We start from the raw sequence: 25,449 nt of genomic DNA on the forward strand, positions 1-25,449 counted from the left end.
TTTTCCTAGTGGGTCGACGATGACCATTGCCGCCCTCGCAGACCTGCGCAACGCGCGCCGCCTTGTCATCAAGGTCGGCTCGGCTCTGCTTGTGCAGGATGGAAAGCCGCGCGCACAGTGGCTGGCGACCCTGGCCGCCGAAATCGCGGATATTCGCCGGAACACCGAAGTCATCGTCGTTTCCTCAGGCGCGATTGCCCTCGGCGCGGCGAAACTCGGACTGGCAAAGGGTGGACGCGGCAGTCTCGCCGATGCGCAGGCATCCGCCTCTGTCGGTCAGGTCGAACTCGCCCGCCTGTGGTCCGATGCGCTGGAAGCGCACACGATCACGGCGGCGCAGATGCTCGTGACGCTGGGCGATCTGGAAGACCGCAGACGCTATCTCAACGCTTCGGCTACCCTCGCCCGCCTGCTCGACGCAGGGGCCATCCCCGTCGTCAACGAAAACGATAGCGTCGCCACGGAAGAAATCCGTTTCGGCGATAACGACCGGCTCGCTGCCCGCGTCGCCCAGGCAGCAGGTGCCGATGCCGTCGTGCTGCTGTCCGATGTCGATGGCCTGTTCGATCGCGACCCCCGCGAACCGGATGCCACCCTCCTGCCACAGGTGGAAGGTGTGACGCCGGAAATCATCGCCATGGCCACGGGCGCATCGACATCCGGCCTCGGCTCCGGCGGAATGACCGCCAAACTGCAGGCGGCACGCATTGCAGAACGGGCTGGCATCGCCCTGGCGATCGTCAACGGAACCCACCCCTCGCCCCTTGCCCGCGCCATCGACAATGGCACCGGGACGATGTTCCTGCCGCAATCGAATGCGAGTGCGCGCAAGGCCTGGCTCGGCGGTCGTCTTGCCCCCTCTGGCGTCGTCTCCATCGATAGAGGCTGCATGATGGCCCTCGAAAACGGGGCAAGTGTTCTGGCTGCAGGCATCATCGACATAGAAGGCGAATTCGAACGCGGCGATCTGGTCGCGGTTCACGGTCCGCAAGGCGAACGCCTTGGCCAGGGGCTGATCGAATATACGTCGGCAGAATGCCGCACGATCATGGGCCTCAGGGAAGAACAGCAAGCCGACAGGCTTGGCTACGCCCCGCGCGCCGCCGTCATTCACCGCGATCACATGGTGCGAATATGACCGTTTCGCTTACCGGGGCAACCGGCTTTGTCGGACAGGCCGTGCTCGATGTCGCAGCGCAGGTCGAAGAGCCTGTTCGCGCACTTACCCGCCGCCCGCAGGCCGATCGCAAACACGTTGAATGGATTGCAGGCGATCTCTCCAATCCCGCCGCTCTTGCGCGGCTGTGCGACCGTACCGATGCCGTCATTCACGTTGCCGGCCTCACCACCACGCCCGATCCCGCCGATTTCGAAGAAGCCAACGTCACCGGAACCGAACGGCTGATCGCCGCGGCGAAACAGAAAAAGGTCCGCCGCTTTATTTTCGTATCCTCCCTTTCCGCCCGCGAGCCCGACCTATCGGTCTATGGTGCGTCCAAGGCGAAAGCGGAGCGCCTGGTCGAAAACAGCGGCCTCGACTGGACGATCGTCCGCCCGCCCGGCGTCTATGGCCCGCGCGATGTCGATTATTTCGAAATGTTCCGCAGCGCGCGCATGGGCTTTGTCCCGCTCCCACCCGGGGGCGCCAGTTCGATCATCCATGTCGATGATCTCGCTCGCTTGCTGCTGACGCTGGTCGACGCTCCGCCAGCCCTCGTCCGGCGGCAGATTTTCGAGCCCGACGACGGGCGCGAAGGGGGCTGGTCGCACAAGGAACTGGCAAAAGCGATCGGCGCCGCCGTGGGTCGCCGCGTCTTCGCCCCGCACCTGCCCCGCGCCGTCCTCGAAACCGCCGCCAGGGCCGACCGCCTGATACGCCGCGACAAGGCCCGCCTCACCGCCGACCGTGTAGGCTACATGACCCACCCCAATTGGGTGGCCCGATCCAGCCGCAAGGTGCCCGAAGCCGTCTGGTCGCCACGCATCTCGGGCAAGGCAGGCCTCGCATCGACCGCTGCGTGGTATCGAAAACAGGGCTGGCTCTAACCGCTAGGCATTCCCAGCGCCAGTATGAGCCGACCTGTGGCCGATACTTCGCAAACAGCTGGTTGAAGTGTCGCAATGGGGCTGGACTTTTGGAAGCCTTTGCTTGAAAGGCGCTCTCCGGTCGCCGGCTTAGCTCAGTTGGTAGAGCAGTTGATTTGTAATCATCAGGTCAGGGGTTCGACTCCTCTAGCCGGCACCATTCCCTCATCCTGTGGGGCGTCATCATCAGCGACAGCCCCCCAACGGCTGGTTCCGGTGATTTCTCTACTATCACTATTGGCCGCTTTTTAGGGTTCGGACTGGCAGGTTTCGGCCAAATTCTCGGCTGACTTGTCGTCGGCGACTGATCCGGCGAATATCTGTGGGGGATCTGCCGCTACATCGTCGCTATCTAGGCTATCGCGAAAAGCACTGTCGAGGCCAGCCCGAGCAGGCTTCTTATATCGTGAAGGCGCCCCCAGGCCACAAGCTGGGCCCTTGTGTCGGAGCCTGCCTGTTCTGGATGAACGGCCTGAAGTCGTTTGTTCGTCGGCATGATTGCTATGATGGTAAACGGCCAGTTTCCAAGAAGTGCGATGCTTCCAACGATCCACAACCATTGGGTCGATAAATACCAAGCCGCCAATCCGCATACACCGCCGATAATAGCCAAGCCGGACTGTATCGGGAGCGCTTTCGCGTAGCTTGATTGCCACTGTGTGAGTAGCGGCCTGTCTTCCAGCAACAGGCGGGCCGGGTGTTCGACCAGACTGATATAAGCTGCCGCACCGGCAAACAAGGCGGCGGACACCAGTGCAATGATATAGAAAAGCGACATCAGGGTTCCTCGGCATGAGCCGGGGAGACGCGAAAAAAAACAGCCAGCGCCTCCCCAAACAAGTTGGGTCAACGCCGCGGCTGAGAAGAACCCAGATGTGGGTGCAGGAGCTACCAACCTGCCACTCTATTTTCGGCTGTCGTATAATGGAGAAAATATCACGACCGCTCAAGCCCAATATCTGCAAGGGCGTCGTTAACAACCGGTCCGCTTTCACCGCGTTTGCCTGATCATCGAACCGTCGGCTTTCAAGCGCTGTGCGAATGGCCGGGAAGGTCTGCGTTTGGGGTGGCAAGCGGACGTTAGCCGAGGCGTTTCCGCCAAGCCTCTAAGCGGCTGGTGATTCTCGGGGAAAGCGCATCGAACGAGGCCCAGCTGTCATCTACGTGGTAGAGCGACTCAGCGCTTGGAAACGCCTTGCAGTAATCATCTAGGTAAGAGCCAGCGCTGCTGTGCAGCCCCTCTCCGCTCCCGTAATAGCTCGTCGCGAACGAGTTACCCTCTCGGCTCAGGTCTTCGGTGGTGAACTTCTCGTCACAGGCATGAATGAACCAAAGGGTTGGCGTAATCTCGCGCGACTGAAGAAGCGCAAGGTCTTCGGGAGCACCCTCAGTGTGATAATTACCAGCCAATCCGTTGAGAACGGCCCACGCAACGAACATAGCGATGTGTGTGGCACCAGCTTCGGGCTGCAACTCGCCGGGGAAGTCACCGCCGTAGTGCCATGACGCGTCATCATACTTCATTTGCGAACCATCCCAGTTAGGCTCAATGTCCGTAATGGGGTCGTTAGCAGCCGGACCACTTTTGTCGCGCCGCTAGATTATTGGATGGTCGGCTTCGAAGCGCTGAAACAACTGCGGGTAAGGTCTGCAATGGGGTGGGGAACTGACAAATAAATTAAGCTGGTGGAATCCCGCTTGGATAATCCGCATCTCCTCTGCGGCGAAATGCAATCTCAACGAACCCGGCATTTCTCACAGTGCGATCTGCGCGACTGGCACATGATCCGGCACCATTGGCCACGACTAAATCTACCCGCCGTGACTTATCTGGAAGGTCCCTCATCCATTCGGAAAGTTGTCTTCTGTTAACAATCATATCCTGAATCTGAAACAGACAATCCGATCCTTTGCTACCGACGAATACAGGGTAGCCCGCCTCTAATTCACAAGAAGCATAAGTTAGAATTGGCGTGGCGATGCAGCCGCTAAGGCTAAGAGCCAAAAGGCAACTGACCGACTTCATAGCTGACTCGATAACACGTCAGTGAACGTCCGCAATGGGGGCGGTAGCAGCCGACCGCCCTTGTCGCGCTTGCTCCATTATCGGACAGTCAGCTTTCAGGCGCTCCGACACCGCGCGAGAAGTCTGCAATTGGGGTGGTTAGCGGACATTTCAGTAAACTTGCGCTTGTTGTTTCGTCAGCATCTGCACATGTAATGGGTAGCCCTCATCACGCGCCCGCTCGAAGATACAATGAATAGCGAGGTCGTTTTGGGGCACGATCTCTATGAGGGCGAAAGGCACCCCGTCGACGCCATTCGATTGCTTCATGAAAAACTCCTTCGCGCCGCATTCTCGAAGCAATCGCCCGCTAGTTGAAGCGATCTCTTCGATTCTCTCGATCTCTCCTTGCTCGAACGGTCGCTCCGATACGGCGAGGTAGGGATGCTTTTCTTCAGCTGGTACGATGAGTAAGCGAGCGACGATAGCCGCAAGTGCGGTGACAGCTGCTCCAAGAGCAAACCAGATCAATCTTTGACGCCTCAAAACCTACCCTCGCGCGGACTAGTTGAGTGCAGCTCATGATGCACGGAAGGCTGCCCCTTCACAATGTCCGCAATAGGGTCGGTAGCAGCCGGGCCGCTTTTATCGTGCGTGTGCGATTAGCAGACGGTCGGCTTTCAGGCGCTCCGCATGTAGTCGGGAAGGTCTGAATTGAGGGTGGGAAGCGGACATTCCAATTAATTATCCGAGCCGAGCTTTCACCAACCTAAGGCCAGCGACCGCGAGAGCGCCAAGAGCAGAACCTGCAAGGCTGAAACCGAAGACGAACTCAGTAAAGCGAACTGATCCGGAACCTGCTGCGAGTGAGACTAAGCACGGAAAAGGCGACGGCAGCCACTAACTTCCAGCGTGTTGAAGTCAGAAATCCATGAGCAAGAAAACTTGCCACGAAGGCGGCGGCGCATGACCCGAACAAAAACAGTCCTACGCCCACGAAAACCTCACTGCGGCTCTGACATCAATGGCTATCGCCATTACCTACGGCAATTTGGAGTGTCCGCAATGGGGTCGTTACCGGCTGGTCCGCTGCCGGCAGATCGCTAGGTCGGTCAGCGCGTCACGAAAGAGGGTGGTTTCCTGCCGAAAGCACTCGTATGTTCTGAGACGTGAGAGACGAGCATCCCAGCAGCAATTATGAGGTCGAAGCCACGGGCGAAAGCAGTGGCAAATGCGATTGTTGTGGCAACGAAAGCCGCAGTGTTTGGGGCTTTGTTCACGAAGTAGCTGGCCCCACGGTTGCTGCCTATTTCATACATTGGGCGGCTGGGCATCTGAATGATGAAGGTGCTAATCTCGATTTGGTGATTGGACCCTGGGGCGATGGCACAACCAGCAAGGAACGTTGCGGCGTGTCGCTATTGCATCGAGATCAGGAGCATGGGTCGCCATCCCTCATGGTGATCGACGCCGCAGGCAGGCCGATCGGTGATGGAACCTTGGCAGCAACCACGCTGGGAAGAAGCGACGTGATCGGCACCCCTCTCGCGCCACAGGTTTTTTCAATCGTGGATGCCATCTACGAGCAAGACAGCCGCTTTTTCTAATGGGCCCTAAGTCCGCTTTGGGGCCGATAGCGAAATGTCTGCTCTTAGCCGCAAATCGAGAAATGCTGGCAATCGGCTATGGCTCTGCCCTAAATAACTGAACCTTCGCAAGTTGGGTGGCTAGCGGAACGCAAGCTTCAGTCGCGGCGGCCACATTCTGCGAAAAGGAATATTCCGCCCGCCCTCCATAACAATGTCGAAGGAACGGATGCGCCGCACTTGACGAAAGATTTTGACGGAGCGACGAGTGTGCGCCCTTGACGGCGCGTCATTTCCACACACGTAACACGCTGTTTCATGCACCTAGGTGGTCGCAATGTCGCTGAACTTTCGATCGGCCGCTGATATCATTTCCTGCAAGGCTCTGGCATGCTGGCGAAACGCACGGCGCCCCTCGGCGGTCAGTGCGGCCCAGGTCCGTTGACGGCCATCCCTTGGCACTTTTTTAATCGAAACATACCCCGCTTCCGCCAGAGCCGAGAGATGTTTGGAAAGAACTGAGTCGCTGACTTCAACTATGTCGCGAATGATGGCGAACTCAGCCTCGTTGGCGCGCGCGAGGATTGCGGCGATTTGCAGGCGCACTGGCGGATTGAGCACATCGTCCAGAACCGCGCTCATACAAGACGCTCGCGGATATCTTTGCGATAAACGCGTTCCCAAACCAGGCTGAGGATGGAGGTACCCGCAAACATAACCACCAGCGTAACCCAAAACACCGGATCCCGGGCCCCGCTTCGAACTTGCGTAAGAACAACAAAGAGAGCCGTCAGCGCCAGCACGATGATGGCAGCCACTACCCAACCGGTCCGGCCGCGCTGATATCCACTAACGAACATTCCATAACGCTTTTTGTCGTCCCTAACGATCACGGTCGCCAAAACCATTGCCGTGATCATAGCGGCGGCAGCAAATGCTGGTGGAAGGGCTGCTGCAGCGATAATCACGGTCATGAGCATACCGCCAGCCATGTGCCTCCACAGGGGCCAGGTCATGTGATTGGCCAGCCTGTCGTTCGTTGCGTCGAGCGCGGCCAGCGCTGCTTTTGAATCGTTAATCCTGCTCATCCCTTCCGCTCCGCCTTAGCTGCTGACGCTACTACCGGGCGCGCCATCGCGATTGGCCAAGTAATGCGAAACGGCGGGCCTAATGATTAGGCCCATCAAATCAATCAGAACATGCACCACCATCGGCTTGAGAATCGATCCGCTCGACAGGTAAAGCCAGAACAGAAACGCACCCACCGCACTTGTTGCCAACACGCCTTTCCACCCTTGATACCAATGCGCCAGCCCGAAGGCCGCTATCGAAATCAGGATGGACGCAACAACCGAACCGGTGGCCTCCAGCGCCAGTATCGGAAGAGCCACCCGGTAGAAGATTTCTTCGCTGATGCCCGCATTAAGTGCCAATGGGACGCTGGCAGCAATTTCCTTGCGGTTGCGGGGCAGGAGAGCTTCGATGTCGCCAATCACAGGCTGCCGCATCTTCTTCAAACGGTTGCGCCAGATAATTGCCGGAACCGTCAAGCCAAGCGCTATCCCGATTGCCATTCCCAGAAGTGAGTCGGACGCGGAGTTTTCCGATTGGCGAGCAACTTCGAACGGTGCGATCAGTTTCGTGAATTCGGCGGGCAGATCCCAGAGAGCGTCGATCCTGCCGAGCGAAAGCAACAAGCCGTAACCGCCGATGCCGAAAAGGGCCAAGGGGATGAGGGTCCAGCGACGATAAAATCGAATACGATCGATGCTCGCCGTGAGCAGCTTGAATTCTGCGTAGTCGAGAGAATCGCGCCAAGACATCCATGACAGTGCGGCCAATACGGCGACGAGCACCAAAGCTGCCATACCACTCATCCTCGCACTCCTTCACTTTCCAATATGGAAAATCACTGGCAGTCACTTTCCAAATCGGCAAGTGAAAACTTTCCAATTTGGAAATTCAGTTGCTCTCTACTGCGGTTTGATCAGCTGCGAAAGCGGGGCCCATATTTCCCAACGCCGGGCTTTAAGCCTATACCGGCCCTCTCGGGTCGCGACTCGTGAACGGAAACATCCGCCTTCGCCATCGGGTCGCGAACGGAGGATCATTACATGAAATATCTGATTGTGCTCGCCGCAGCGACTGCGCTCGCCGGCTGTTCAAAGCCTGCCGAACAGGAACCTGCCGCGCAAGCTCCCGAACCTGCTGCAACGCAACCTGCGCAAGTCATGGCCGCCGACGGCCAGCCTGCGCCGGGAACCTACCGCGTCACTACCGAAGGCGGCGAAGTCTTCACGGAAGAACTCAAGCCCGACGGCACATACATACAGACCGATGCGGATGGCACCGTGGTCGAGACCGGCCGCTGGGTCCAGAAATCACCCCAGGACTATTGCTGGACGGTCGACGAACAATATCGCGAGGAAGGCGATACGGGCGCAGAGAAATGCAACACGGAAGCGGTCAGCGCCGATGGCGTCTGGACATCGACCAATGCCGATGGGGAAACGGCGACCGTCGAACGGATGTAACGCCGAGGCCTGATCTGACGAGTGGCGCCGAATTGCGTGTCGGCGCCACTTTCTGCCTTACAGGAACGGTTCCTCGCCGGGCCGGTGAATACCGCATTCGACCTTGTCCCAGCCGGACCAGCGTCCCGCACGGGCGTCCTCGCCTTCGGCCACCGGTCGCGTGCACGGCATGCAGCCGATGCTGGGAAAGCCGCGCTCCACCAGCGGGTGGCGTGGCAGATCGTGCTTTTCGAAATAGGCGGTGATGTCGTCGGCGGACCAGTCGATCAGCGGATTGATCTTCAGCCGTCCCTGCGCATCGGACGTATCGACTTCGAAACGCGGCAGATTGGCGCGGGTCGACGACTGGAACGCCTTGCGACCTGTGAAGCTTGCATCGTATTCTTCCAGCGCCTTGGCCAGCGGCCTGACCTTGCGCAATTCGCAGCAGCCATCCGGGTCGTACGACCATCTGAGCCCGCTTTCGTCACGCGCCTTCAGGTCGGCGAGTTCGGGATAGAGATCGATGCGCCTGAACCCGAGCCGGTCGGTCAGTTCGTCCCGATAGGCCAGCGTCTCGGGGAAGTGCTTGCCCGTTTCCAGAAACAGCACGGGCACATTCGGGTCGATCTGCGAAATGAGGTGCAGGAGCACGGCGCTCTCGGCCCCGAAGCTGGAAACCACCGCCGTATCGCCAGCGAGGCTCCCCTCGATTACCGCGCGCAGCCATTCTTCCGTCTCCGTCCCGCGAAACATGCGGTTGAGGCGAATGGCGTCCTGCTCGGTAAAGCGGGGCCCCGTGTCGAGCCGGTCGATGGCGCGCAGTTCGTTCATGAGTGCCGTTTCGCCCAGATCGGCGTCCGCGTGTCCGCAGCCTTCTGATAGACATCCGGCCAGCGATCGAATGCAGCTTCCACGTCGTCCATGTCCAGCTGCTGGTCCGGCTCGAATGCGTCGAAGCCGCAGCGGCGCATATAGGCGAGCTGATCCACCAGGACATCGCCCACGGCACGCAGTTCGCCGTCGTAACCCGCTTCGCGCAGGATGCGGGCGGAGGAATAGCCGCGCCCGTCTCCGAAAGCGGGAAAGTTCACCTCGACCAGCGCCAGCCGCTCGAGATGGGGCACCAGTTCGCGGGCATCGTCGCCCGGTTCGATCCGGACTGCCGATGCATTGGACTGGTCGAGAAAAGCATCGACGGTGACCGCCGGGTGATCGACGGGCTCGTCTTCGCGATAGCGCAACGTATCAGCCATAAAGCGCCTCCTTGAAAGGGTTCATGCCGATGCGGCGATAGGTGTCCACGAAGCGCTCGCCATCCTGACGCTCGCGTTCGTAAACCGTGGTGACCGTCTCGACCGCGTTGACGATGCCGTTCTCGTCGAAACCGGGGCCGGTGATCTTGGCCAGGCTCACATCCTCGGCTTCGCTACCGCCGAGCAGGAGCTGGTAATTCTCCACGCCCTTGCGATCGACGCCGAGGATGCCGATGTGGCCCGCGTGGTGATGCCCGCAGGCATTGATGCAGCCGGAAATCTTCAGCTTCAGTTCGCCCAGCGTACCGGTCTTGCCGGTCTCGGCGAAGCGCTCCGATATCCTCTGCGCGATGGGGATCGAACGGGCATTGGCAAGGCTGCAGTAATCGAGCCCCGGGCAGGCGATGATGTCCTCGACCGTATCGAGGTTCGGGCTGCCCAGCCCCGCTTCGTCCAGCGCGGTCCACAAAGCATGCAGATCGGCCTTGCGAACATGCGGCAGGACGATGTTCTGCGTGTGCATCACGCGCAGTTCGTCGAAACTGTATTCCTTCGCCAGATCGGCCATCAGGTGCATCTGCTTTGCCGTGGCATCGCCGGGGATCCCGCCCACCGGCTTGAGGCTGATGACGGCAGACACATATCCGCTGGCCTTGTGCGCCACGGTGTTGCGATCCACCCACAGCGCGAAATCGGGATCCGAACGATCGATATCGTTCGGTGCCGTTTGGTCGGTGTTCGGCGCCTCGAACATACGTATGATCCGCATGAGTTCGTCATGCGGCGGTTCCACGCCCTGCTCGAGCAGATGCGCGAACTCCTCCTCGACCTGGCGGGTATATTCCTCCGCGCCGAGCTCGTGAACGAGGATCTTTATCCGGGCCTTGTACTTGTTGTCCCGTCGCCCGTACCGGTTGTAAACCCTTAAGCAGGCTTCACAATATGTCACCAGCTGGTCCAGCGGAACGAACGGATTGATGCAGGGCGCGATCATCGGCGTACGGCCCATGCCCCCGCCGACATAGAACGCCGCCCCCAGCTCGCCCGCATCGTTCTTCACGATGTTGATGCCGATGTCATGCAACCGCATCGCCGCACGATCTTTTTCGCTGGCGATGACGGCAATTTTAAATTTACGCGGCAAGTAGCTGAATTCAGGGTGGAAACTGGACCACTGACGCAGCAGCTCCGCATAGGGGCGCGGATCGACAACTTCGTCCGCCGCCGCTCCTGCGAAATGGTCTGAACTGATGTTGCGGATGCAATTGCCGCTGGTCTGGATCGCATGCATCTCCACCTTGGCAAGGTCGGCCAGGATGTCGGCCGCGTCCTCCAGCCTGATCCAGTTGTACTGGATGTTCTGGCGCGTCGTGAAATGGCCGTAGCCGCGATCGTACTTGTCCGCGATGTCGGCAAGCGCATGCATCTGCCGGCTGTCGAGCGTGCCGTAAGGGATGGCGACGCGCAGCATATAGGCGTGGAGCTGAAGATAGAGCCCGTTCATCAGCCTGAGCGGCTTGAACTGATCTTCGGTCAGCTTCCCTTCGAGACGTCGGCGGGCCTGATCGCGGAATTCCTCGACGCGGGCATCGACCATCGCCTGGTCGTATTGGTCATATTTATACATCAGATCACCCAGTTGCCGATTTCCGGATCGGCAGGCTTGAGAGTCAGGTCGGGACGGACCGTCGGTCCAAGTGCGCGAACGCGCTCCTTGATGTGCGACGGTCGCGGCGAGCCATCGTGCATTTCGGCATCGACAGCGTAAGGCACATTCACGCGGCGGGCGGCTTCTTCGCGGCGCGCGATCTCATCTTCGTTGCCGGACACGTCTACGGCTTCTTCGATATGGATCGACCAGTCTTTACCGGTCCACCAGGTTACCGCTCCCGTCTTGAGGTCGTTTCCTGTCAGGAGCCTCATCGCGCAGCCTCCTGTGCTGCCAGCGCGAGCGCAACGTCGTCGCGTGCAGTCACTTCCCCGATCACGATAAGGGCCGGGCTTACGACATTCTCGTTCTCGACCAAATCGGGCAAGCCGGCTAGCAGACCGCGTAACACGCGCATTTCCGGGCGAGTACCGTTTTCGATGATGGCCAAGGGCATGTCAGGAGCAAGGCCGTCCTCCATCAGCTTTTCTGCGATCATGGGCGCAGTTTTGACGCCCATGTAGATCACTAGCGTGCGGCCTCTACCGGCCAGCCCCGCCCAGTCCTGATCCTTCAGGCCTTTGCACTGACCCGCAACGAAGCTGACGATGCTCGACGCGTCGCGATGCGTCAGCGCGATCTGCGATGCGGCGGCTGCGCCATTTGCAGCGCTGATACCGGGCACAACTTCGACCGGGACACCTGCCGCACGGGCAACCTCTGCCTCTTCGCCACCGCGCCCGAAAATGAAGGGATCGCCCCCCTTCAGGCGCACGACGTCCTCGCCGGAGCGCGCAATGCGGACCAGAAGGTCGCTGATCGCTTCCTGAGGAAGAGTATGATGAGACCGGCGCTTCGCAACCGAGATGAGTTCCGCGTCATCACGCGCAAGCGCCATGATCGCCGGATCGACGAGCCCGTCGTGCACGATGATCCTGGCGCGTTCGATCAACCGCGCGGCGCGGATTGTCAGCAGGTCGGGGTCGCCCGGCCCTGCGCCGACAAGGTAAATGGTTCCGGTATCAGCCATCGTGGCAAGATGCGGACCGGGGCCCTTTCGCGCCAATCAGAATGCGTGTGCGGCAAGGAAGGGTAGATTTTGAAACCGACGCTGTGCGTGGGGCAATCTATTCTTTTGCCGGAGTGGGCGCGATCGCGCCTTGCCCCATTACTTCGATAAGACGATCGAAATCGGCACTGGAGCGGATATGCAAATCGCGCTGCGGGAACGGGATTTCGATGTCGTGTTCCTTGAAGAGCCACCACAGCTTCTTGAGCACAACACTGCGCACATTTCCGACGCCTTCTTCCGGGTCCTGTATCCAGCAATGAATGACGAAGTTGACCGAGCTGTCGCCATATTCCTTCATCCAGACTGTGGGCGGCGGCGCGCTGAGTACCCGTTCACAGCTCTTCGCTGCTTCGAGCATCAGCTTTTCGGCAAGATTCATATCGGCTTCATAGCTGACGCCAACCGGCACCTGCATACGGACATTCTTTGACGAGTAAGACCAGTTTTCGACCTGATTGATCATCAGGTTTTCGTTCGGAATGAGGTATTCGCGCTGGTCGCGCGTCGTTACCGACACGGCCCGGATTCCGATCTTGCGGATCTGACCGAAGCTTTCGTTGCCCGCCATGTCCGTCACGGCGATCACATCGCCCGGCTTGATGGATCGATCCATCAGCAGGATAATACCCGCGATCAGATTGCCGAAGGTTTTTTGCAGACCGAAACCGATCGCAAGGCCAAAAGCGCCGGAAAACACCGCCAGGGCGGTCAGGTCGATCCCGAGCAGATCGATCGCGAGGAAGAAGGCGATGGCCCACACAATGATCGTGGCGACCTTTTCGACCAGCAACTGCTGGGCATTGTCCAGCCTCGTCATCCGCCTGACGAGGCGTCGAGCCATCCTGCTGACGAACCAGGCAAATACAAGAACGCCGATGATGACGGAGCTCACCATCAGCACATCGAACAGAGAAACTCTGAATTCTCCGAACGACAAGGCCACGGCATCGAGCGTATCGACCACAGACTCCACGGTTTCGCTTCGCGAGCTCAGCGCTTCCCTCGCGCCGTCGGCCGCGTCCAGCCCGCCCTGCTCCTGAGCAGGCTCGGCAAGGCTCCACGCCTGTTCGACGGGAGCCGTGGTGGGTGTCGCACCATCGCTAGGTGGGGTTTCGCCCTGCACGTCTATCCTTCGTTCATCGCCGCAAAACCATTGGTGAGGTCGGCAATCAAATCGTCCTTGTCTTCAAGACCGATCGATAGCCGGATAGCGAAGCGGTCCTCAAGCCCCCATCCTTCCTTCGGCCATGCCATAGTGCTGCGGATTGGATCGACATCGAACGGCAAGGCCAGGCTTTCGAAACCACCCCAACTGTAGCCGATGCCGAACAATTGCAGGGCATCGATCAACCGGCAACGGGCGGCATCGTCTCGGCCCTTCAATACGAAGCTGAACAAGCCGCAGCCCCCTGTAAAATCGCGCTGCCATAGGTCATACCCCGGCCCACCCGGCAGCATCGGCGAAAGAACGTGAGCGACCTCGTCGCGATCACCGAGCCATTGCGCAATCGCAAGTGCGGTCTTGCTCTGCCGTTCGAGGCGTACGCCCATGGTCCGCAACCCCCGAAGGGCCAGCGCAGCATCATCGGGGGACACGACATGACCCAATTGCTGCGCACCGAGGCGCAGGCGCCGATACCATCGCTCCCCCGCAGATGCGGCGCCCATCATAAGGTCGGAATGTCCGCCCACATGCTTGGTCAGCGCGGTGATGGCGATATCGCAACCATGGCCGAGAGCTTCAAAGCCGAGCGACGTGGCCCACGTGTTGTCGATGAGACTGACCGCGCCCTTGTCTCGCGCTATTCGCGTAAGTGCAGGGATGTCGCAGACTTCCATGGTAAGACTGCCCGGTACTTCGAGCATAACGGCCCTTGTGCGATCGCAAAACGCCGCTTCGAACGCCTCGAGATCGAGAGGGTCGAAGAAACGATGCTCCACACCGAAGGTCTTGAGCAGTCCCATCGCCGTATTGCGTGTAGGTTCGTAGGCGTTGTCGGCGACGAGCAACACGTCTCCGCTGCGCAGAACAGCCAATAGTGCCCCCGCCAGAGCCGCAAGGCCACTGGGGTACAGGACCGTTCCCGCCGCCCCAGGCTCCAGCGCAGTCAACGCCTGTGCCAGAGCCCACTGCGTCGGCGCGCCGCGGCGGCCGTAGAAGAATTGTCCGTCTTCGTTACGAGCTTTTCGCGCCTTGAGGTCGGCGCAATTCGCATAAAGGTGGGTACTTGCGCGCCAAATCGGCGGATTGACGACATTGTCGGCAAAGTCGCCAGAGCGGCCAACCGTTACGAGACGCGTCGACCGCGCGTAGCTGTCGTCATTTCCCCCAGCCATCGCTACTGCGCCGCCCCTTTTTCCTTCGGTGTATCGGCGTCCTCACCCCATTCGAGCCAACTGCCGTCGTAAAGGGCGACATCGTCTTTTCCTGCCAGATGCAGACCATACGCGAGAACGCACGCCGTCATGCCGCTGTTGCAATAAGTGGTGACCGGACCATCCAGATCTACGCCGGATTCCGCGAACAAAGCAGTTATATCGTCGGGCGACCGGTAGGTTCCGTCTTCAGCGAAGAGTTTGGCGAAGTGCAGGTTCGCCGCCCCGGGAATATGACCTTCCGAACCGCTGCCTTCTTCCCCCGCAAAGCGCGCCGCGTCTCGCGCATCGACGATCTGTTCGGCGCGAGAACTATCGTTTGCGAGCATCTGATCCTTGCCGCGAACGGCGCCAGCTATGGAGGGGGTAGGGAATTCTGTTTGTTCGTAAGTTGCCCGGCCCGCCTCGATGGGCCGTTCTTCCTGTTTCCATCTCGAGAACCCGCCATCCAGAATGGCGACATTCCGGAAACCATAGAGGCGAAAGATAAACCACGCGCGGGCTGCACTTTTTATCTGGCTGTCGTCGTAGAGCACGACGCGGCTCGACGGGGTGATCCCCAACTGCCCCAGGCGTCTGGCAAACTGATCCGCCGTAGGGACTGCCTTGGGAACCTGTGATGCCGTATCGACAAAGCTGGTCAGGTCGAGAAACCGCGCATCCGGGATGTGACCTTCCGAAAAATCCGCGGCCGAATTACGCGGGCTGTCGGGTAGATGAGCCGACGCGTCGAGTATCACCAGGTCGGGAGAGCCGGATTGTTCGGCAAGCCATTGGGTCGAGACGAGACTATGCATTGTCGCCCGGTTAGCGTGCGGATGAAGCGAAGTCGACTCAGGCAAGCTCGCGCTGGGCAATCGGTTCGTAACTGCGCGGGCCTTCATCAAGCCTGAAGGGTTGCACGCGGCCGCCGTCCGGCATGCCCTGCCCGACCACGAACGTCTTGAGCAGTGCCCCTTCGCCCGGACCGTCTATCCTGACCCGCATCAGCGGAACCAGTAGCGGGTGGCGACCCTGCCTGATCACATGGGCTTGCGCGAGCGGGAGCTGGACTTGCCCTGTAAGGGTGACGCTTTGCCGCGGAGAGATCCGGGGAACCTCATGGCGTTTTTCGAGCACCGTGCCATTGGTAGCGATCTGCTGTTCCATCGGCGCACCGGAATGAGCCGAAACCAGGTCTATGCCGACCACGACATCCGCTAGCGAAGCATTGGTACGATTGATCAGCGTCAACCGGTATTTGAGCGTGGCGAAGGCCGCGCTGCGGATGAGCTTTTCGTTTTCTATCCGTACAGACAACGCATCCGCCAACGGGACCGCGTCGACGGGCCCCGCTGCGGCAACCAGCGGTCGTTCGATTTCCGGTACGACGGCTTCGCGGCGGCGGTTCCAGATAACAAAACCTGCGCCGAGAAGTGTAAGCAGCGCTACGATGCCGCCTATCGGCAACCAGGGGAGGTCTTCCCCATTGTCATCACTCGTTGCCGGTTGTGCGGGCGGCAACGGCTGCGGCGACGGTGAGGCTGGCGATAAGATTGTAGCGCTCGGCTCGCTCGCCGGCTCGGATGGCGACGGGGTCGGCTGTGCTTCGGCTTGCGGATCTACCGTTTCCACCGTGCGGGGCGTCACGGTTGGGAGAGGACTTGCCTGCGGGGCCTGTCTTGTAGGAACAGGCCGCGGTTCGGAAAGCTGGACCGGCACCGACGGCGCAGGCGCCGAGGACGGCGTTGGTGTCGGTGTCGGGGTATTAACGGCACGCGGACGGATCTCCACGCCCCTCTGCGTATCCGCAGGCCCCTGTGCTTGCGGGGTGGCGCTTGGGCTTGGCGCAGGTTCCAACGAAAAATCGTTTACTGACTGGGCGTGCGCCATGGCCGGTAAAGACGCGACAAACGCCAGGATGGAAATGCGGGTACGAAGATTCATGCGGTTCGTTTCGCGGATTAAACCCGCCACTGTGCGGAGGCGCGCTGAATAGGTACTTAAGCGCACAGTTCCAAGCCCCGGCTTGCGCATTTTCGCGCATCACGGCAGGAGCGCGGCATGAGCGACACACCTTCTCCCAAATTCCTCGGCGTAAGTACTGGCTTGCCCACCTCTCCGGACGAGGCGGAACTCGATTATGTGGCGAACCCGCGCGCAGGCCAGCTTTATCTCGTGCGGTTCGCGGCGCCCGAGTTCACATCACTTTGCCCGGTGACGGGACAGCCCGATTTCGCACATATCGTTATCGATTACGCACCCGGCGAAACAATCGTGGAATCGAAAAGCCTCAAGCTGTTCCTTGGGAGTTTTCGCAACCATTGCGGTTTTCACGAAGATGTGACGGTCGGCATCGGCCAGCGCCTGTTCGACGAAATGAAGCCGCAATGGCTGCGCATCGGCGGTTATTGGTATCCGCGCGGTGGCATTCCGATCGACGTGTTCTGGCAAAGCGGCGCTCCGCCGGAGGCTCTTTGGCTACCGGATCAGGGCGTTCCGTCGTACCGGGGTCGGGGCTAATCCGGACAAGCGCACATGGCCAGTAGATATGACGCCGTCATCATCGGAGCAGGCCATAACGGGCTGGTATGCGCATTCTATCTCGCCCGCGCGGGGCTGAAAGTCCGCATCGTCGAACGGCGCGATGTCGTGGGCGGTGCGGCCGTTACGGAGGAATTCCTCCCGGGTTTCCGAAATTCCATAGCAAGTTACACCGTCAGCCTGCTGCAGCCCAAAGTCATTCGCGACATGCGACTGGAAGAGCACGGTTACACCGTCATCGAGCGTCCAATCTCCAATTTCCTTCCGCAGGAAGACGGGGGCTATCTGAAACTGGGCGGCGGGCTGGAACGAACACAGGCCGAATTCCGCAAGTTCTCCAAGCATGATGCCGATACACTCCCGGCCTATTACGATGCGCTGGAAGGGGTGGCTTCGGTTCTCCGCGACCTGGCGCTCAAGAGCCCGCCGAATGTCGGCGAAGGCCTGCGCACACTGATTTCCGGGGCGTCGCAAGGGTGGGGCATGGCGCGTCTCGACCTCCCGGCCAAGCGCGACATCCTCGATCTGTTCACGAAATCCGCGTCGAGCTTTCTCGGCCAGTGGTTCGAGAGCGAAGCGGTCAAGGCCGCGTTCGGCTTTGACGCCGTAGTTGGCAACTACGCCTCCCCCGACACGCCGGGCAGCGCGTATGTCCTCCTTCATCACGTGTTTGGCGAGGTAAATGGCAACAAGGGTGCCTGGGGCCATGTGATCGGGGGTATGGGCACGATCACGCAGATCATGGCCAAGGTGTGCCGGCAGGCGGGTGTCGACATCAGCCTGGAGGCGCCGGTGACCCAAGTTCTGGTGGATGGCGATGAGGTCGCAGGGGTACGGCTCGAAAGCGGCGAGGAAATCGCGGCGGCGCGGGTCATCGCCAATGTCGGCCCCAAACTCCTCTATGGTAAAATGCTGGACGAGAGCCACCAGCCCGAGGATTTCCGCCGCCGCATGCGCGGGTTCAAGGCGGGCGGCGGCACCTTCCGCATGAATGTGGCGCTGAGTGAGTTACCGACGTTTACCGCGCTCCCTCATCCGGGTGAGCACCACCGGTCGGGTATCATTCTCGCCCCGACACTGAATTACATGGACAGGGCGTTCCTCGATGCCAAGACCGAGGGCTGGTCCAAGAAACCGATCGTCGAAATGCTCATCCCCAGCACGGTCGACGATAGTCTGGCTCCGGCAGGCCAGCATGTGGCGAGCCTGTTTTGCCAGCAATTCGCGCCCGAACTCCTCGATGGCCGCGATTGGGACGATGAAGAGGATGCTGCAGCCGATACCATAATCGATACGGTCGAGGCGGTCGCACCAGGCTTCCGCGCCTCCATCCTGGGGCGACAGGTTCTCAGTCCCAAAGGACTCTACAGGAAGTTCGGGCTGGTCGGAGGCGATATCATGCACGGCCATATGAGTTTGGACCAGTTGTGGTCCGCGCGGCCGGTGTTGGGTCACGGCGCCTACAGGGGGCCGGTAAAGGGGCTCTACATGTGTGGTGCGGGGACCCATCCCGGCGGCGGGGTGACAGGCGCTCCCGGCCATAATTGCGCACGCGAAGTCATCTTCGACCGCGGCAATTGGCGCAGATTCAACGGCGTTTAGTTCGTCACCGAAGGACGACAATGGCTATTTCGCCTGCTTCAAGTGCTTCAAGATCAATACATTTCGTATCTTAAGATCGACTGGGGAACGTATGCGTGCGCGCAGGCGTTCGAGATATGTCGTTCCACAAGGCGGAGGGGCTATCCGAGAAGGATATCGTCCCCATGCAGAACCCCGACACCGTGATCCTCGTGGTCGAGGACGAAATCCTCATACGTATGGATGCGGTCGATCAGCTTGGCGCTCTTGGTTACAGGCTGATCGAGGCGGCGAACGGCCAGGAGGCACTCGATGCGCTGTCAGACGGCAGTGCGATCAATATCCTTTTCACCGATGTGCATATGCCGGGCGATCTCGATGGGGTTATGCTGGCGCGAGAGGTTTCGCGACGTCGACCGGAAATCGGCATTATTGTGACATCTGGCAGAGCCTCGCTCAGCGCGGATTCTCTACCGGAAGGTTCGCGATTCTATCCAAAGCCCTACGCGTCGACCACGGTCCACACAGCGATACAGGAAATGCTGGCGTCGCCGGGCTGAATTCAAACTGGTGACAACAATCTAGGGCGGCAAAACAATCGTCACGCGAAGCCCATCGTTGCGCCAGTCATGATAAATGGTCGCACCAAGCTGGCGGATGGTGGAAGCCACCAGCCGGCTGCCGAAGTTCTGGCTTTCGGGTTCGACCGTCGCAGGACCTCCACTTTCAGACCATTCGATCTTCAAACCCTCAGGACCCGTATTCCACTCGATGGAAACGACGCCCGAAGTGTCCTTCAATCCACCATATTTCGTCGCATTGGTGGCAAGTTCGTGAAAGACCATCGCCAGACCCGACAAAGACTGCGCATCGACCGTTTGATCATCCCCCGCCAAGCGTATGCGCTCATCCACATCGCCATATCCCAGAGGGCTCAATATCGTCGCGAGCAGCGTGCGGATGGATGTCATTTCATCGGAGCGACCCGCCGCATTTCGCACGATTATCAAATCCTGGGCAGACGCAATGGCACGCAGTTTGCCATTGACCTTGTCTGCCAGATCGCGGGCACTGAGCGCTGCCGGCACGTTGAGATTGATGAGACTTTGGGCAAGCGAGAAGGCGTTCTTCACGCGGTGCTGCAGCTCTTCGAGAACAAGCCCCTTTGCCTCTTCGGCGCGATGCCGCATGCGTTCGAGGCGGATCCGCTCGACAGCGATCGATGTTGTGAGCGCAATTGCCTCGATAATCTCGCGGTCGAGATCCGACGGTTGGCGCGGCTCGCGATAGTAATTGGCAAAGGTGCCGAGCACGCTTCCGTCACCCGCTTTGATCGGCACTGACCAGCAGGCTGCCAGACCGTGAGACAGGGCTAGTTCGCGAAAATCGGCCCAGAGCGGATCGGTCGCTATGTCTTCGACAAAAACAGGGCGTCCCCGCGCCGCCGCAGTCCCGCACGACCCCTCGCCCTCACCGATTTCCATGCCTTCGATGGCGGCGTTGTATTCATCGGGAAGGCTCGGCGCACCGCCCAGCTCGAGATGTTTTCCATCTTCGGAAAGCAGCAGGATCGACGCCAGCATTCCATCGCCGGTCTGTTCTTCAGCCAGACTGACAATGTCGGACAGTATGGCTTCGCGATCGCCCCCCAATGCGACGCGGCCGAGAATCTGCTGCTGGCGGCGCCATACTTCTGCCAGATACCTGTCCGACAATGGATTGGTCGCGGAGGGAGCATCGGCGGTTTGCGAATTTTCGATGGCCCACTCCATTCCAAAGTCGACAAAGTAGCAAGTCCGGGAAATTTAACAAGGTATTAGCAGGCCCTCGCCCCGATCACGGTTCCCTGTCCGCCGCTTGGATAGGGGGGGCTGGCATTGCCTCAACCCAAGTCCGGGAAAAACCTCTTTCGAGACGCATCAAGAAACTGAAGCATCGATCCAGGCCAACGACTTGGCATGGGTTGGGACCGCGCCACGCAAGGGTTACGGGGTTTCCGTTATCGGAACCGGATTGGCAAAGTGCGCCTTGCTCCAGGCACAGGCTGCCGCAGCGCCCAATCCGTGCTGAAAGTCGCTGATGCGACCGGCAATGTGGGACGCCGTTGCCAATTTGGCGAGGCGATCATCATCGTTCGCGGCGCATCCAGCACCCATGAGTGCCCGCTGATGCTCGGCGTATTGATGGTTCAGGTCCATGTCAGTTCTCCTGCTGTGGCGGGAATGCTGGTGCACGGCCGCGAATAAGATGGGCGCTCAGTCAATCATCGTCGCGACGAGACGTCGCAGTTCGGTGGTCGCAATCGAAGCTGGAATGTCTCGCTCACGGCTCACGCTCGGAGCATTGGTCGCGCCATAGCGCAGCGAAAGCTTGGGGCGCGACGCATCGCGCACGTTCATTGTGTTCATTAATTGTGTGCTGGCAGGTTGATCCCGCCACTTTCTTAAAAGTCTCAGCGCCTGTAGCCGCGCTTGCGCGCACCGGCGGGCGCTTGCCCTGGTGTTCGTTCGCGGAAGACGATCCGGCCCTTGCTGAGATCGTAGGGTGTCATTTCGACATGTACGCGGTCTCCAACGACCGATCGGATGCGGTAGCGACGCATTTTTCCCGCCGTGTAGCAGATAATGCGATGCTCATTATCGAGAGTGACGCCGAAACGTCCATCGGGCAGGACCTCGTCGATCGCACCCTCCATCGTAATGAGCTCTTCCTTCGCCAAACAACCATCCTTACGTACAAAAATAATCCGCGCAGACGCATTCCGCAGCGGAGCCAACTTGGATGAAATGGAACTGGTGCCAACCCCGTGCTTTAGCGCGGTCGGTGGCAATCAACATCCGTCGCAAACGACGTCAGGCAATTTTCATATAACAGCGTGCAAAAAAATTACAATAGCCCGGCATTGGAATTATGAAAAATGCTCACCCAGATACAGGCGGCGTCTTGCTGTAAGTTTCCCGACCATTGAACTGAGAAACGGCCTCAGTACCCCACAACAGCTGTGCGAAAGAGCCAAAGCTGATAACGCCCCACAGCTGCGCTGTTCGCGAGCGACACAAACAAATGCGTGAAATTATGGCGGAGAGGGAGGGATTCGAACCCTCGATACGGTTGCCCGTATACCGCATTTCGAGTGCGGCGCATTCGACCACTCTGCCACCTCTCCGCATGTATCGGGTGCGCTTTCGGGCACGAGGCCCCGGTCGAAGCGAGGGCGCCGATTAGCCGAGCGCCCCACCCTTGCCAAGCCCTTTTCACGAGAATTCGGGGGATCGTCCGCCATTCCCCATTGTAAGGGCCGCGAATTATCCCATATCTGCTAGTCACATGGATCGCACTCAATACTTTTCCGCCCAAGCTGGACGCACGATCGACGTTCCGCGTCGTGTAAAAAGCCGCTTCGCCATTGGCGATGTGGTTAAACACCGCGTGTTCGATTTTCGCGGCGTGATCTTCGATATCGATCCGGTGTTTGCCAATAGCGACGAATGGTACGAAGCCATTCCCGAAGACATTCGCCCCGATCGCAACCAGCCCTTCTACCATCTCCTCGCAGAAAGCGATGACAGCGATTACGTCGCCTATGTCAGTCAGCAGAACCTGGTGACGGATTCGATCTCTGGGCCGGTTTCGCACCCTGATGTGCACCAGTATTTCGAACAGTTCGAAAACGGTCGCTATCGCATGCGCCGCAGCATGACGCACTGATCGATCGTTACGATCAGTTCTTGATCTTCCAGCCTGATACAAGAAGCCGGTAAGTCACGAAGGCCAGCACCGCATTCAGCGCCAGAAGGCCGAGCCCAGCCAGCATTACAGCCGTTCCATCGCCGATATCGCTTTGACCGAGAAAGCCGTAACGGAAGCCTGAAATCACGTAAAAGAACGGATTTGCCCGGCTGACGGACTGAAACGCGGGCGCAAGCCGGTCGATGATGTAGAACGTGCCCGAAAGCATGGCGAGCGGAGCGATTACGAAATTCGTGACGGCCGCGTTGTGATCGAATTTTTCGGCCCATATGGAAGCGACCAGCCCCAGCAGCGAAAGCATTAACGCCCCCATCAGGCCGAACCATACCACCGCCCACGGGTGAGCCATGGCAAGGTTGACGCCGGGATAAAGCAGCATTGCGCCAGCCACTACGAAGCCCACGGCAACCGCGCGCGTCATTGCAGCGCCGACAATCCCCGCCATCAGTTCGCCTTCGGACAAGGGCGGCATCAGCAGGTCGATGATGGTTCCCTGGATCTTGCCCGACAGCAACGAGAAGCTCGAATTGGCAAAGCCATTTTGCATCATTGCCATGGCAATCAGTCCCGGCGCGACGAAGGTCGGGAAATTCACTCCCAGCACTTCGCGCCCCCCACGGCCGAGCGCTACCGAAAATATCACGAGAAAAAGCAGCGTTGTGATCGCTGGAGCCCAGATTGTCTGCGTCTGGACCTTGAGAAACCGGCGTATCTCCTTAATATAGAGACTCCACAGGCCAATCCCGTTGATCCCCCGGATCACCGGGCGTCCCCGCGGCGGAAAACGGCCCTCCCCTCCGGCATGGTCCTCTACGAAAGAGGCGTCCGGGTGCTCGTTTTCGGGCGATGCGGGCTGGGCTTGATCCACCATGAGGCCGCGACTAGGCCCAAGCGTCCCAGCTTGCAAGCTGAGGCGTCAAGACACGAGATACAGGACTGCAGATGAGCTGGACCGACGAACGGATCGCAACGCTGAAGAAGATGTGGGAAGGCGGATCTACCGCCAGCCAGATTGCCGACGAACTTGGTGGCGTCAGCCGCAATGCCGTGATCGGAAAGGCACATCGCCTCGGCCTCAAATCACGTCCGTCGCCAGTCAAGGCGAACGAGAAGAAGAAGCCTGCCGTAAAGGCCAAACCGGCTGCACCCAAGCCGGTCGCAAAGAAGCCGGTAAAGCCTGCAGCGAAACCCGCTCCGACCGCTCCAATCGCTCCGGCGAAGCCTGCGGCGGCGCAGTCGCCAGCGCCCGATGCCTCAATCCCGTCGCAGCCCCTGCCCAACAAGTCTTCGGACCTGCCCAAGATCGTTTCGGTCGGTCCGGGCGGTTTTCTCCGTCAGGGCCCGGGCGACCAGCAGGCCCCTATCCCGCCGGCGCCGCCGCGCCGACTGGTACCGGCCAAACCTAGTGCGGAGATCGCCGACAAGACGAGCCTGCTGGATCTGTCGGACAAGGTATGTCGCTGGCCTATGGGTCACCCTGGCGAGCCCGATTTCCATTTCTGCGGGGAGTCCGTAAATCCCGGCTTTCCCTACTGCGTTGAACATTGCGGCCGGGCGTATCAGGCACAGCTTCCGCGCGGCGCGCGCCGCCCTCCTCCGCCCCTGCCCTTCGGCGGACCGCGCGTACGCTGATCGAACTGTCTGAATTCCTCGCCTTCTCCTTCATCCGCGATGCGGAGAAGGCGAGCATAGTTTCACGACCTATCGAAACGGGCGCGAACATCTGCCGGGTCGGACGCTGGCGCTTGGCCAATTTCGAAATCCCTCATTGATGCATATGTGACACGTCAGTTAGATGTCGACACAAGCGAACAAGAGAGGATCCAGTCGATGCCATTGTCACTTCACGCCGCCTATGTGCCCAGCGCCCTCCAGATGCTTGGGACAGCCAAGCATCTAGTCGGCACGGCAGAACAATGGTGCGACGATCACGGCCATGACCATGCCGACATCATCGGCGCTCGGATCGTCGATGACATGCTGCCCTTTTCCTATCAGATAAAGAGCGTTGCCGAACATACGAAAGGGTCGATCGAAGGTCTACGCGCCGGCGTCTATTCCCCCGACCTGTCGCCGCCACCTGCAAGTCTCGGCGATTTGCGCACCAAGCTGGCGCAAGCGACCGAATTCATGAACGGCCTGACGGAAGAGGACATGGAAGCGTTCATCGGCCAACCCATGCGGTTCGAATTCAAAAGCAACCGAATGGATTTTACCGCTGAAGACTTCCTGCTGAGTTTCAGTCAGCCGAACTTCTATTTCCACTGCGCCACTGCCTATGACATCCTGCGCATGAAAGGCGTTCCTGTCGGCAAACGCGATTTTCTGGGACGAGTGAGGATCAAGCCCTAGTCTTACGGGCAAACCAGATCGTATGGCGCGGGCCCTTGTTGTTGGGCCTTGCGCGCACTTCGCGCACCTCCACGTCGAAACCGCTTTCCTTCAGGCGCATGGTGAACCTGTGATCGGGAGCAGCAGACCAGACCGCAAGAATGCCGCCCGGCTTCAGTGCGTCGCGCGCCTTGCCGAGCCCCGTCTTGCTGTAAATACGATAATTCGCATCGCGTACGATCCCGTCGGGGCCGTTATCGACGTCGAGGAGAATGGCATCATATTTGGCGCTCGTTCCGTCGTTCGCGTCGTCAATAAGGGCGGCGACGTCGCAAATCACGACATTCCCGCGCGGATCCTGAAGGCTATCGCCCGTGAGATGGGCTAGCGGACCTTCAGCCCATTCCAGTATTTCCGGCACGACTTCGGCAACGGTAACCGTGCCCTTCTCCGGCAGGCCCGCAAGTGCCGCGCGATAGGTGAAGCCCATTCCATAGCCGCCGATGAGGATACGCGGAGCCCGCGCATCGAGTTCGGCCAGCGTAAGCACCGCAAGCTGTTCTTCGGAGAACTGCATGCGCGTACCCATGAGTTCGTCCCTGCCGAGCATGATGACGAAATCGCGCCCGTGACTAACGAGCGTGAGTGTTTCGCCATCAGGTATGTCGGCAGTGGCAATCGTTTCACGCGGCAGCACATTTATCTCCGGAAAGGTCCCCGCCC

General features: G+C 59.7%; 31 protein-coding genes and 2 tRNA genes. 11 read left to right on the forward strand and 22 right to left on the reverse strand.

What is annotated here, in order from left to right:
• The first annotated feature begins 19 nt into the window (after positions 1–19).
• The 3 genes from proB to KYK83_RS07835 all read left to right on the forward strand — a co-directional run bounded on the left by proB (position 20) and on the right by KYK83_RS07835 (position 2,245).
• Positions 20–1,138, forward strand: coding sequence for a glutamate 5-kinase (gene proB / locus KYK83_RS07825; RefSeq protein WP_222827817.1), 1,119 nt, complete (start codon positions 20–22; stop codon positions 1,136–1,138).
• Entirely contained in the window at positions 1,135–2,046 is a 912-nt protein-coding gene (locus tag KYK83_RS07830; protein WP_222827818.1) for an NAD-dependent epimerase/dehydratase family protein, read from the forward strand. Before proB ends, KYK83_RS07830 begins: the two co-directional genes overlap by 4 nt.
• Before the next feature lie 123 nt (positions 2,047–2,169).
• Positions 2,170–2,245: transfer RNA gene (locus tag KYK83_RS07835), tRNA-Thr, on the forward strand.
• Positions 2,246–2,437: 192 nt separating this feature from the next.
• On the opposite strand, the gene KYK83_RS07840 is transcribed toward KYK83_RS07835, so the two are convergent.
• The 3 genes from KYK83_RS07840 to KYK83_RS07850 all read right to left on the reverse strand — a co-directional run bounded on the left by KYK83_RS07840 (position 2,438) and on the right by KYK83_RS07850 (position 4,621).
• Complete coding sequence (locus tag KYK83_RS07840; RefSeq protein ID WP_222827819.1) at positions 2,438–2,863, reverse strand: anthrone oxygenase family protein; 426 nt, start codon at positions 2,861–2,863, stop codon at positions 2,438–2,440.
• A gap of 302 nt (positions 2,864–3,165) precedes the next feature.
• Positions 3,166–3,609: a DUF7832 domain-containing protein gene (locus tag KYK83_RS07845; RefSeq protein ID WP_222827820.1), complete on the reverse strand. Its 444-nt coding sequence runs from the start codon at positions 3,607–3,609 to the stop codon at positions 3,166–3,168.
• 652 nt (positions 3,610–4,261) lie between these two features.
• Positions 4,262–4,621: a hypothetical protein gene (locus KYK83_RS07850; RefSeq protein WP_222827821.1), complete on the reverse strand. Its 360-nt coding sequence runs from the start codon at positions 4,619–4,621 to the stop codon at positions 4,262–4,264.
• A gap of 638 nt (positions 4,622–5,259) precedes the next feature.
• Between KYK83_RS07850 and KYK83_RS07855 the strand changes: the two genes are divergently transcribed.
• Positions 5,260–5,697 (forward strand): hypothetical protein, encoded by a 438-nt coding sequence (locus tag KYK83_RS07855; protein ID WP_222827822.1) that lies wholly within the window; start codon positions 5,260–5,262, stop codon positions 5,695–5,697.
• Between the two features lie 303 nt (positions 5,698–6,000).
• Here KYK83_RS07855 and KYK83_RS07860 read toward each other — a convergent pair whose 3' ends face one another.
• The 3 genes from KYK83_RS07860 to KYK83_RS07870 are packed head-to-tail and all read right to left on the reverse strand — an operon-like array spanning position 6,001 to position 7,553.
• Positions 6,001–6,318 (reverse strand): transcriptional regulator, encoded by a 318-nt coding sequence (locus tag KYK83_RS07860; protein WP_222827823.1) that lies wholly within the window; start codon positions 6,316–6,318, stop codon positions 6,001–6,003.
• Positions 6,315–6,764, reverse strand: coding sequence for a hypothetical protein (locus KYK83_RS07865; protein ID WP_103024260.1), 450 nt, complete (start codon positions 6,762–6,764; stop codon positions 6,315–6,317). Before KYK83_RS07865 ends, KYK83_RS07860 begins: the two co-directional genes overlap by 4 nt.
• A gap of 15 nt (positions 6,765–6,779) precedes the next feature.
• On the reverse strand, positions 6,780–7,553 hold the full coding sequence (locus KYK83_RS07870; protein WP_222827824.1) for a CPBP family intramembrane glutamic endopeptidase: 774 nt from the start codon (positions 7,551–7,553) through the stop codon (positions 6,780–6,782).
• 237 nt (positions 7,554–7,790) lie between these two features.
• On the opposite strand from KYK83_RS07870, the gene KYK83_RS07875 reads away from it, so the two are divergent.
• Positions 7,791–8,210 (forward strand): hypothetical protein, encoded by a 420-nt coding sequence (locus tag KYK83_RS07875; RefSeq protein ID WP_222827825.1) that lies wholly within the window; start codon positions 7,791–7,793, stop codon positions 8,208–8,210.
• A gap of 57 nt (positions 8,211–8,267) precedes the next feature.
• On the opposite strand, the gene KYK83_RS07880 is transcribed toward KYK83_RS07875, so the two are convergent.
• The 9 genes from KYK83_RS07880 to KYK83_RS07920 form a co-directional block, all read right to left on the reverse strand.
• A complete protein-coding gene (locus tag KYK83_RS07880; protein WP_222827826.1) occupies positions 8,268–9,023 on the reverse strand; it encodes a phosphoadenylyl-sulfate reductase in 756 nt (251 codons plus the stop codon).
• Positions 9,020–9,445 carry a DUF934 domain-containing protein gene (locus KYK83_RS07885; protein WP_222827827.1) on the reverse strand — a complete coding sequence of 142 codons (426 nt, stop codon included), beginning with the start codon at positions 9,443–9,445 and terminating at the stop codon, positions 9,020–9,022. The genes KYK83_RS07880 and KYK83_RS07885 overlap by 4 nt, the downstream gene beginning before the upstream one ends.
• Positions 9,438–11,072: a nitrite/sulfite reductase gene (locus KYK83_RS07890; RefSeq protein ID WP_222827828.1), complete on the reverse strand. Its 1,635-nt coding sequence runs from the start codon at positions 11,070–11,072 to the stop codon at positions 9,438–9,440. The genes KYK83_RS07885 and KYK83_RS07890 overlap by 8 nt, the downstream gene beginning before the upstream one ends.
• Positions 11,072–11,368 (reverse strand): DUF2849 domain-containing protein, encoded by a 297-nt coding sequence (locus KYK83_RS07895; protein WP_103024254.1) that lies wholly within the window; start codon positions 11,366–11,368, stop codon positions 11,072–11,074. The genes KYK83_RS07890 and KYK83_RS07895 overlap by 1 nt, the downstream gene beginning before the upstream one ends.
• Positions 11,365–12,123 (reverse strand): uroporphyrinogen-III C-methyltransferase, encoded by a 759-nt coding sequence (gene cobA / locus KYK83_RS07900; RefSeq protein WP_222827829.1) that lies wholly within the window; start codon positions 12,121–12,123, stop codon positions 11,365–11,367. The genes KYK83_RS07895 and cobA overlap by 4 nt, the downstream gene beginning before the upstream one ends.
• A gap of 97 nt (positions 12,124–12,220) precedes the next feature.
• Positions 12,221–13,288, reverse strand: coding sequence for a mechanosensitive ion channel family protein (locus tag KYK83_RS07905; protein ID WP_196847906.1), 1,068 nt, complete (start codon positions 13,286–13,288; stop codon positions 12,221–12,223).
• Positions 13,289–13,290: 2 nt separating this feature from the next.
• Entirely contained in the window at positions 13,291–14,502 is a 1,212-nt protein-coding gene (gene metC / locus KYK83_RS07910) for a cystathionine beta-lyase (protein ID WP_222827830.1), read from the reverse strand.
• A 2-nt stretch (positions 14,503–14,504) separates the two neighbouring features.
• Positions 14,505–15,338: a sulfurtransferase gene (locus KYK83_RS07915; protein WP_221598640.1), complete on the reverse strand. Its 834-nt coding sequence runs from the start codon at positions 15,336–15,338 to the stop codon at positions 14,505–14,507.
• A 37-nt stretch (positions 15,339–15,375) separates the two neighbouring features.
• Entirely contained in the window at positions 15,376–16,044 is a 669-nt protein-coding gene (locus KYK83_RS07920; protein ID WP_222827831.1) for a hypothetical protein, read from the reverse strand.
• Positions 16,045–16,584: 540 nt separating this feature from the next.
• Between KYK83_RS07920 and queF the strand changes: the two genes are divergently transcribed.
• The 3 genes from queF to KYK83_RS07935 all read left to right on the forward strand — a co-directional run bounded on the left by queF (position 16,585) and on the right by KYK83_RS07935 (position 19,205).
• Positions 16,585–17,043 (forward strand): preQ(1) synthase, encoded by a 459-nt coding sequence (gene queF, locus KYK83_RS07925; RefSeq protein WP_103024249.1) that lies wholly within the window; start codon positions 16,585–16,587, stop codon positions 17,041–17,043.
• 15 nt (positions 17,044–17,058) lie between these two features.
• On the forward strand, positions 17,059–18,666 hold the full coding sequence (locus tag KYK83_RS07930) for a phytoene desaturase family protein (RefSeq protein ID WP_222827832.1): 1,608 nt from the start codon (positions 17,059–17,061) through the stop codon (positions 18,664–18,666).
• 116 nt (positions 18,667–18,782) lie between these two features.
• Complete coding sequence (locus KYK83_RS07935) at positions 18,783–19,205, forward strand: response regulator (protein ID WP_222827833.1); 423 nt, start codon at positions 18,783–18,785, stop codon at positions 19,203–19,205.
• Between the two features lie 21 nt (positions 19,206–19,226).
• On the opposite strand, the gene KYK83_RS07940 is transcribed toward KYK83_RS07935, so the two are convergent.
• From KYK83_RS07940 to KYK83_RS07960, 5 genes are all read right to left on the reverse strand, one after another.
• Positions 19,227–20,417, reverse strand: coding sequence for a sensor histidine kinase (locus tag KYK83_RS07940; RefSeq protein WP_222827834.1), 1,191 nt, complete (start codon positions 20,415–20,417; stop codon positions 19,227–19,229).
• Positions 20,418–20,630: 213 nt separating this feature from the next.
• Positions 20,631–20,843: a hypothetical protein gene (locus KYK83_RS07945; RefSeq protein WP_103024245.1), complete on the reverse strand. Its 213-nt coding sequence runs from the start codon at positions 20,841–20,843 to the stop codon at positions 20,631–20,633.
• 57 nt (positions 20,844–20,900) lie between these two features.
• Entirely contained in the window at positions 20,901–21,053 is a 153-nt protein-coding gene (locus tag KYK83_RS07950) for a hypothetical protein (RefSeq protein WP_222827835.1), read from the reverse strand.
• 44 nt (positions 21,054–21,097) lie between these two features.
• The gene (infA, locus tag KYK83_RS07955) at positions 21,098–21,364 is read right to left on the reverse strand and encodes a translation initiation factor IF-1 (protein ID WP_103024406.1); all 267 of its coding nucleotides are present in this window, start codon (positions 21,362–21,364) and stop codon (positions 21,098–21,100) included.
• Positions 21,365–21,721: 357 nt separating this feature from the next.
• Positions 21,722–21,811 (reverse strand) — tRNA-Ser (locus KYK83_RS07960).
• 161 nt (positions 21,812–21,972) lie between these two features.
• Here KYK83_RS07960 and hspQ point away from each other — a divergent pair.
• Positions 21,973–22,353, forward strand: a complete 381-nt coding sequence (gene hspQ / locus KYK83_RS07965; protein ID WP_103024244.1) for a heat shock protein HspQ — start codon at positions 21,973–21,975, stop codon at positions 22,351–22,353.
• Between the two features lie 13 nt (positions 22,354–22,366).
• Here the strand turns inward: hspQ and KYK83_RS07970 are convergent, their stop codons facing one another.
• Positions 22,367–23,266 (reverse strand): ABC transporter permease, encoded by a 900-nt coding sequence (locus KYK83_RS07970; RefSeq protein WP_221598713.1) that lies wholly within the window; start codon positions 23,264–23,266, stop codon positions 22,367–22,369.
• A 71-nt stretch (positions 23,267–23,337) separates the two neighbouring features.
• Here KYK83_RS07970 and KYK83_RS07975 point away from each other — a divergent pair, with 71 nt between their 5' ends.
• Together KYK83_RS07975 and KYK83_RS07980 are read left to right on the forward strand one after the other, a co-directional pair.
• Positions 23,338–24,027, forward strand: a complete 690-nt coding sequence (locus KYK83_RS07975; protein WP_222827836.1) for a GcrA family cell cycle regulator — start codon at positions 23,338–23,340, stop codon at positions 24,025–24,027.
• 198 nt (positions 24,028–24,225) lie between these two features.
• Positions 24,226–24,747, forward strand: coding sequence for a DUF1993 domain-containing protein (locus KYK83_RS07980; RefSeq protein WP_222827837.1), 522 nt, complete (start codon positions 24,226–24,228; stop codon positions 24,745–24,747).
• On the opposite strand, the gene KYK83_RS07985 is transcribed toward KYK83_RS07980, so the two are convergent.
• Entirely contained in the window at positions 24,737–25,423 is a 687-nt protein-coding gene (locus KYK83_RS07985; RefSeq protein ID WP_196847895.1) for a spermidine synthase family protein, read from the reverse strand. The two genes, KYK83_RS07980 and KYK83_RS07985, sit on opposite strands and share 11 nt — an antisense overlap.
• Positions 25,424–25,449: the final 26 nt, after the last annotated feature.

It is taken from the genome of Qipengyuania pacifica (assembly GCF_019857205.1).
GTDB lineage: Bacteria > Pseudomonadota > Alphaproteobacteria > Sphingomonadales > Sphingomonadaceae > Qipengyuania > Qipengyuania pacifica.

Excerpts from the sequence above, each read along its gene's own strand:
- proB (WP_222827817.1), top strand. The coding sequence starts at position 20 with ATGACCATTGCCGCCCTCGCAGACCTGCGCAACGCGCGCCGCCTTGTC.
- KYK83_RS07830 (WP_222827818.1), top strand. The coding sequence starts at position 1,135 with ATGACCGTTTCGCTTACCGGGGCAACCGGCTTTGTCGGACAGGCCGTG.
- KYK83_RS07840 (WP_222827819.1), bottom strand. The coding sequence starts at position 2,863 with ATGTCGCTTTTCTATATCATTGCACTGGTGTCCGCCGCCTTGTTTGCC.
- KYK83_RS07845 (WP_222827820.1), bottom strand. The coding sequence starts at position 3,609 with ATGAAGTATGATGACGCGTCATGGCACTACGGCGGTGACTTCCCCGGC.
- KYK83_RS07860 (WP_222827823.1), bottom strand. The coding sequence starts at position 6,318 with ATGAGCGCGGTTCTGGACGATGTGCTCAATCCGCCAGTGCGCCTGCAA.
- KYK83_RS07865 (WP_103024260.1), bottom strand. The coding sequence starts at position 6,764 with ATGAGCAGGATTAACGATTCAAAAGCAGCGCTGGCCGCGCTCGACGCA.
- KYK83_RS07870 (WP_222827824.1), bottom strand. The coding sequence starts at position 7,553 with ATGAGTGGTATGGCAGCTTTGGTGCTCGTCGCCGTATTGGCCGCACTG.
- KYK83_RS07875 (WP_222827825.1), top strand. The coding sequence starts at position 7,791 with ATGAAATATCTGATTGTGCTCGCCGCAGCGACTGCGCTCGCCGGCTGT.
- KYK83_RS07880 (WP_222827826.1), bottom strand. The coding sequence starts at position 9,023 with ATGAACGAACTGCGCGCCATCGACCGGCTCGACACGGGGCCCCGCTTT.
- KYK83_RS07885 (WP_222827827.1), bottom strand. The coding sequence starts at position 9,445 with ATGGCTGATACGTTGCGCTATCGCGAAGACGAGCCCGTCGATCACCCG.
- KYK83_RS07890 (WP_222827828.1), bottom strand. The coding sequence starts at position 11,072 with ATGTATAAATATGACCAATACGACCAGGCGATGGTCGATGCCCGCGTC.
- KYK83_RS07895 (WP_103024254.1), bottom strand. The coding sequence starts at position 11,368 with ATGAGGCTCCTGACAGGAAACGACCTCAAGACGGGAGCGGTAACCTGG.
- cobA (WP_222827829.1), bottom strand. The coding sequence starts at position 12,123 with ATGGCTGATACCGGAACCATTTACCTTGTCGGCGCAGGGCCGGGCGAC.
- metC (WP_222827830.1), bottom strand. The coding sequence starts at position 14,502 with ATGGCTGGGGGAAATGACGACAGCTACGCGCGGTCGACGCGTCTCGTA.
- KYK83_RS07915 (WP_221598640.1), bottom strand. The coding sequence starts at position 15,338 with ATGCATAGTCTCGTCTCGACCCAATGGCTTGCCGAACAATCCGGCTCT.
- queF (WP_103024249.1), top strand. The coding sequence starts at position 16,585 with ATGAGCGACACACCTTCTCCCAAATTCCTCGGCGTAAGTACTGGCTTG.
- KYK83_RS07930 (WP_222827832.1), top strand. The coding sequence starts at position 17,059 with ATGGCCAGTAGATATGACGCCGTCATCATCGGAGCAGGCCATAACGGG.
- KYK83_RS07935 (WP_222827833.1), top strand. The coding sequence starts at position 18,783 with ATGTCGTTCCACAAGGCGGAGGGGCTATCCGAGAAGGATATCGTCCCC.
- KYK83_RS07940 (WP_222827834.1), bottom strand. The coding sequence starts at position 20,417 with ATGGAGTGGGCCATCGAAAATTCGCAAACCGCCGATGCTCCCTCCGCG.
- KYK83_RS07945 (WP_103024245.1), bottom strand. The coding sequence starts at position 20,843 with ATGGACCTGAACCATCAATACGCCGAGCATCAGCGGGCACTCATGGGT.
- KYK83_RS07950 (WP_222827835.1), bottom strand. The coding sequence starts at position 21,053 with ATGAACACAATGAACGTGCGCGATGCGTCGCGCCCCAAGCTTTCGCTG.
- hspQ (WP_103024244.1), top strand. The coding sequence starts at position 21,973 with ATGGATCGCACTCAATACTTTTCCGCCCAAGCTGGACGCACGATCGAC.
- KYK83_RS07970 (WP_221598713.1), bottom strand. The coding sequence starts at position 23,266 with ATGGTGGATCAAGCCCAGCCCGCATCGCCCGAAAACGAGCACCCGGAC.
- KYK83_RS07975 (WP_222827836.1), top strand. The coding sequence starts at position 23,338 with ATGAGCTGGACCGACGAACGGATCGCAACGCTGAAGAAGATGTGGGAA.
- KYK83_RS07980 (WP_222827837.1), top strand. The coding sequence starts at position 24,226 with ATGCCATTGTCACTTCACGCCGCCTATGTGCCCAGCGCCCTCCAGATG.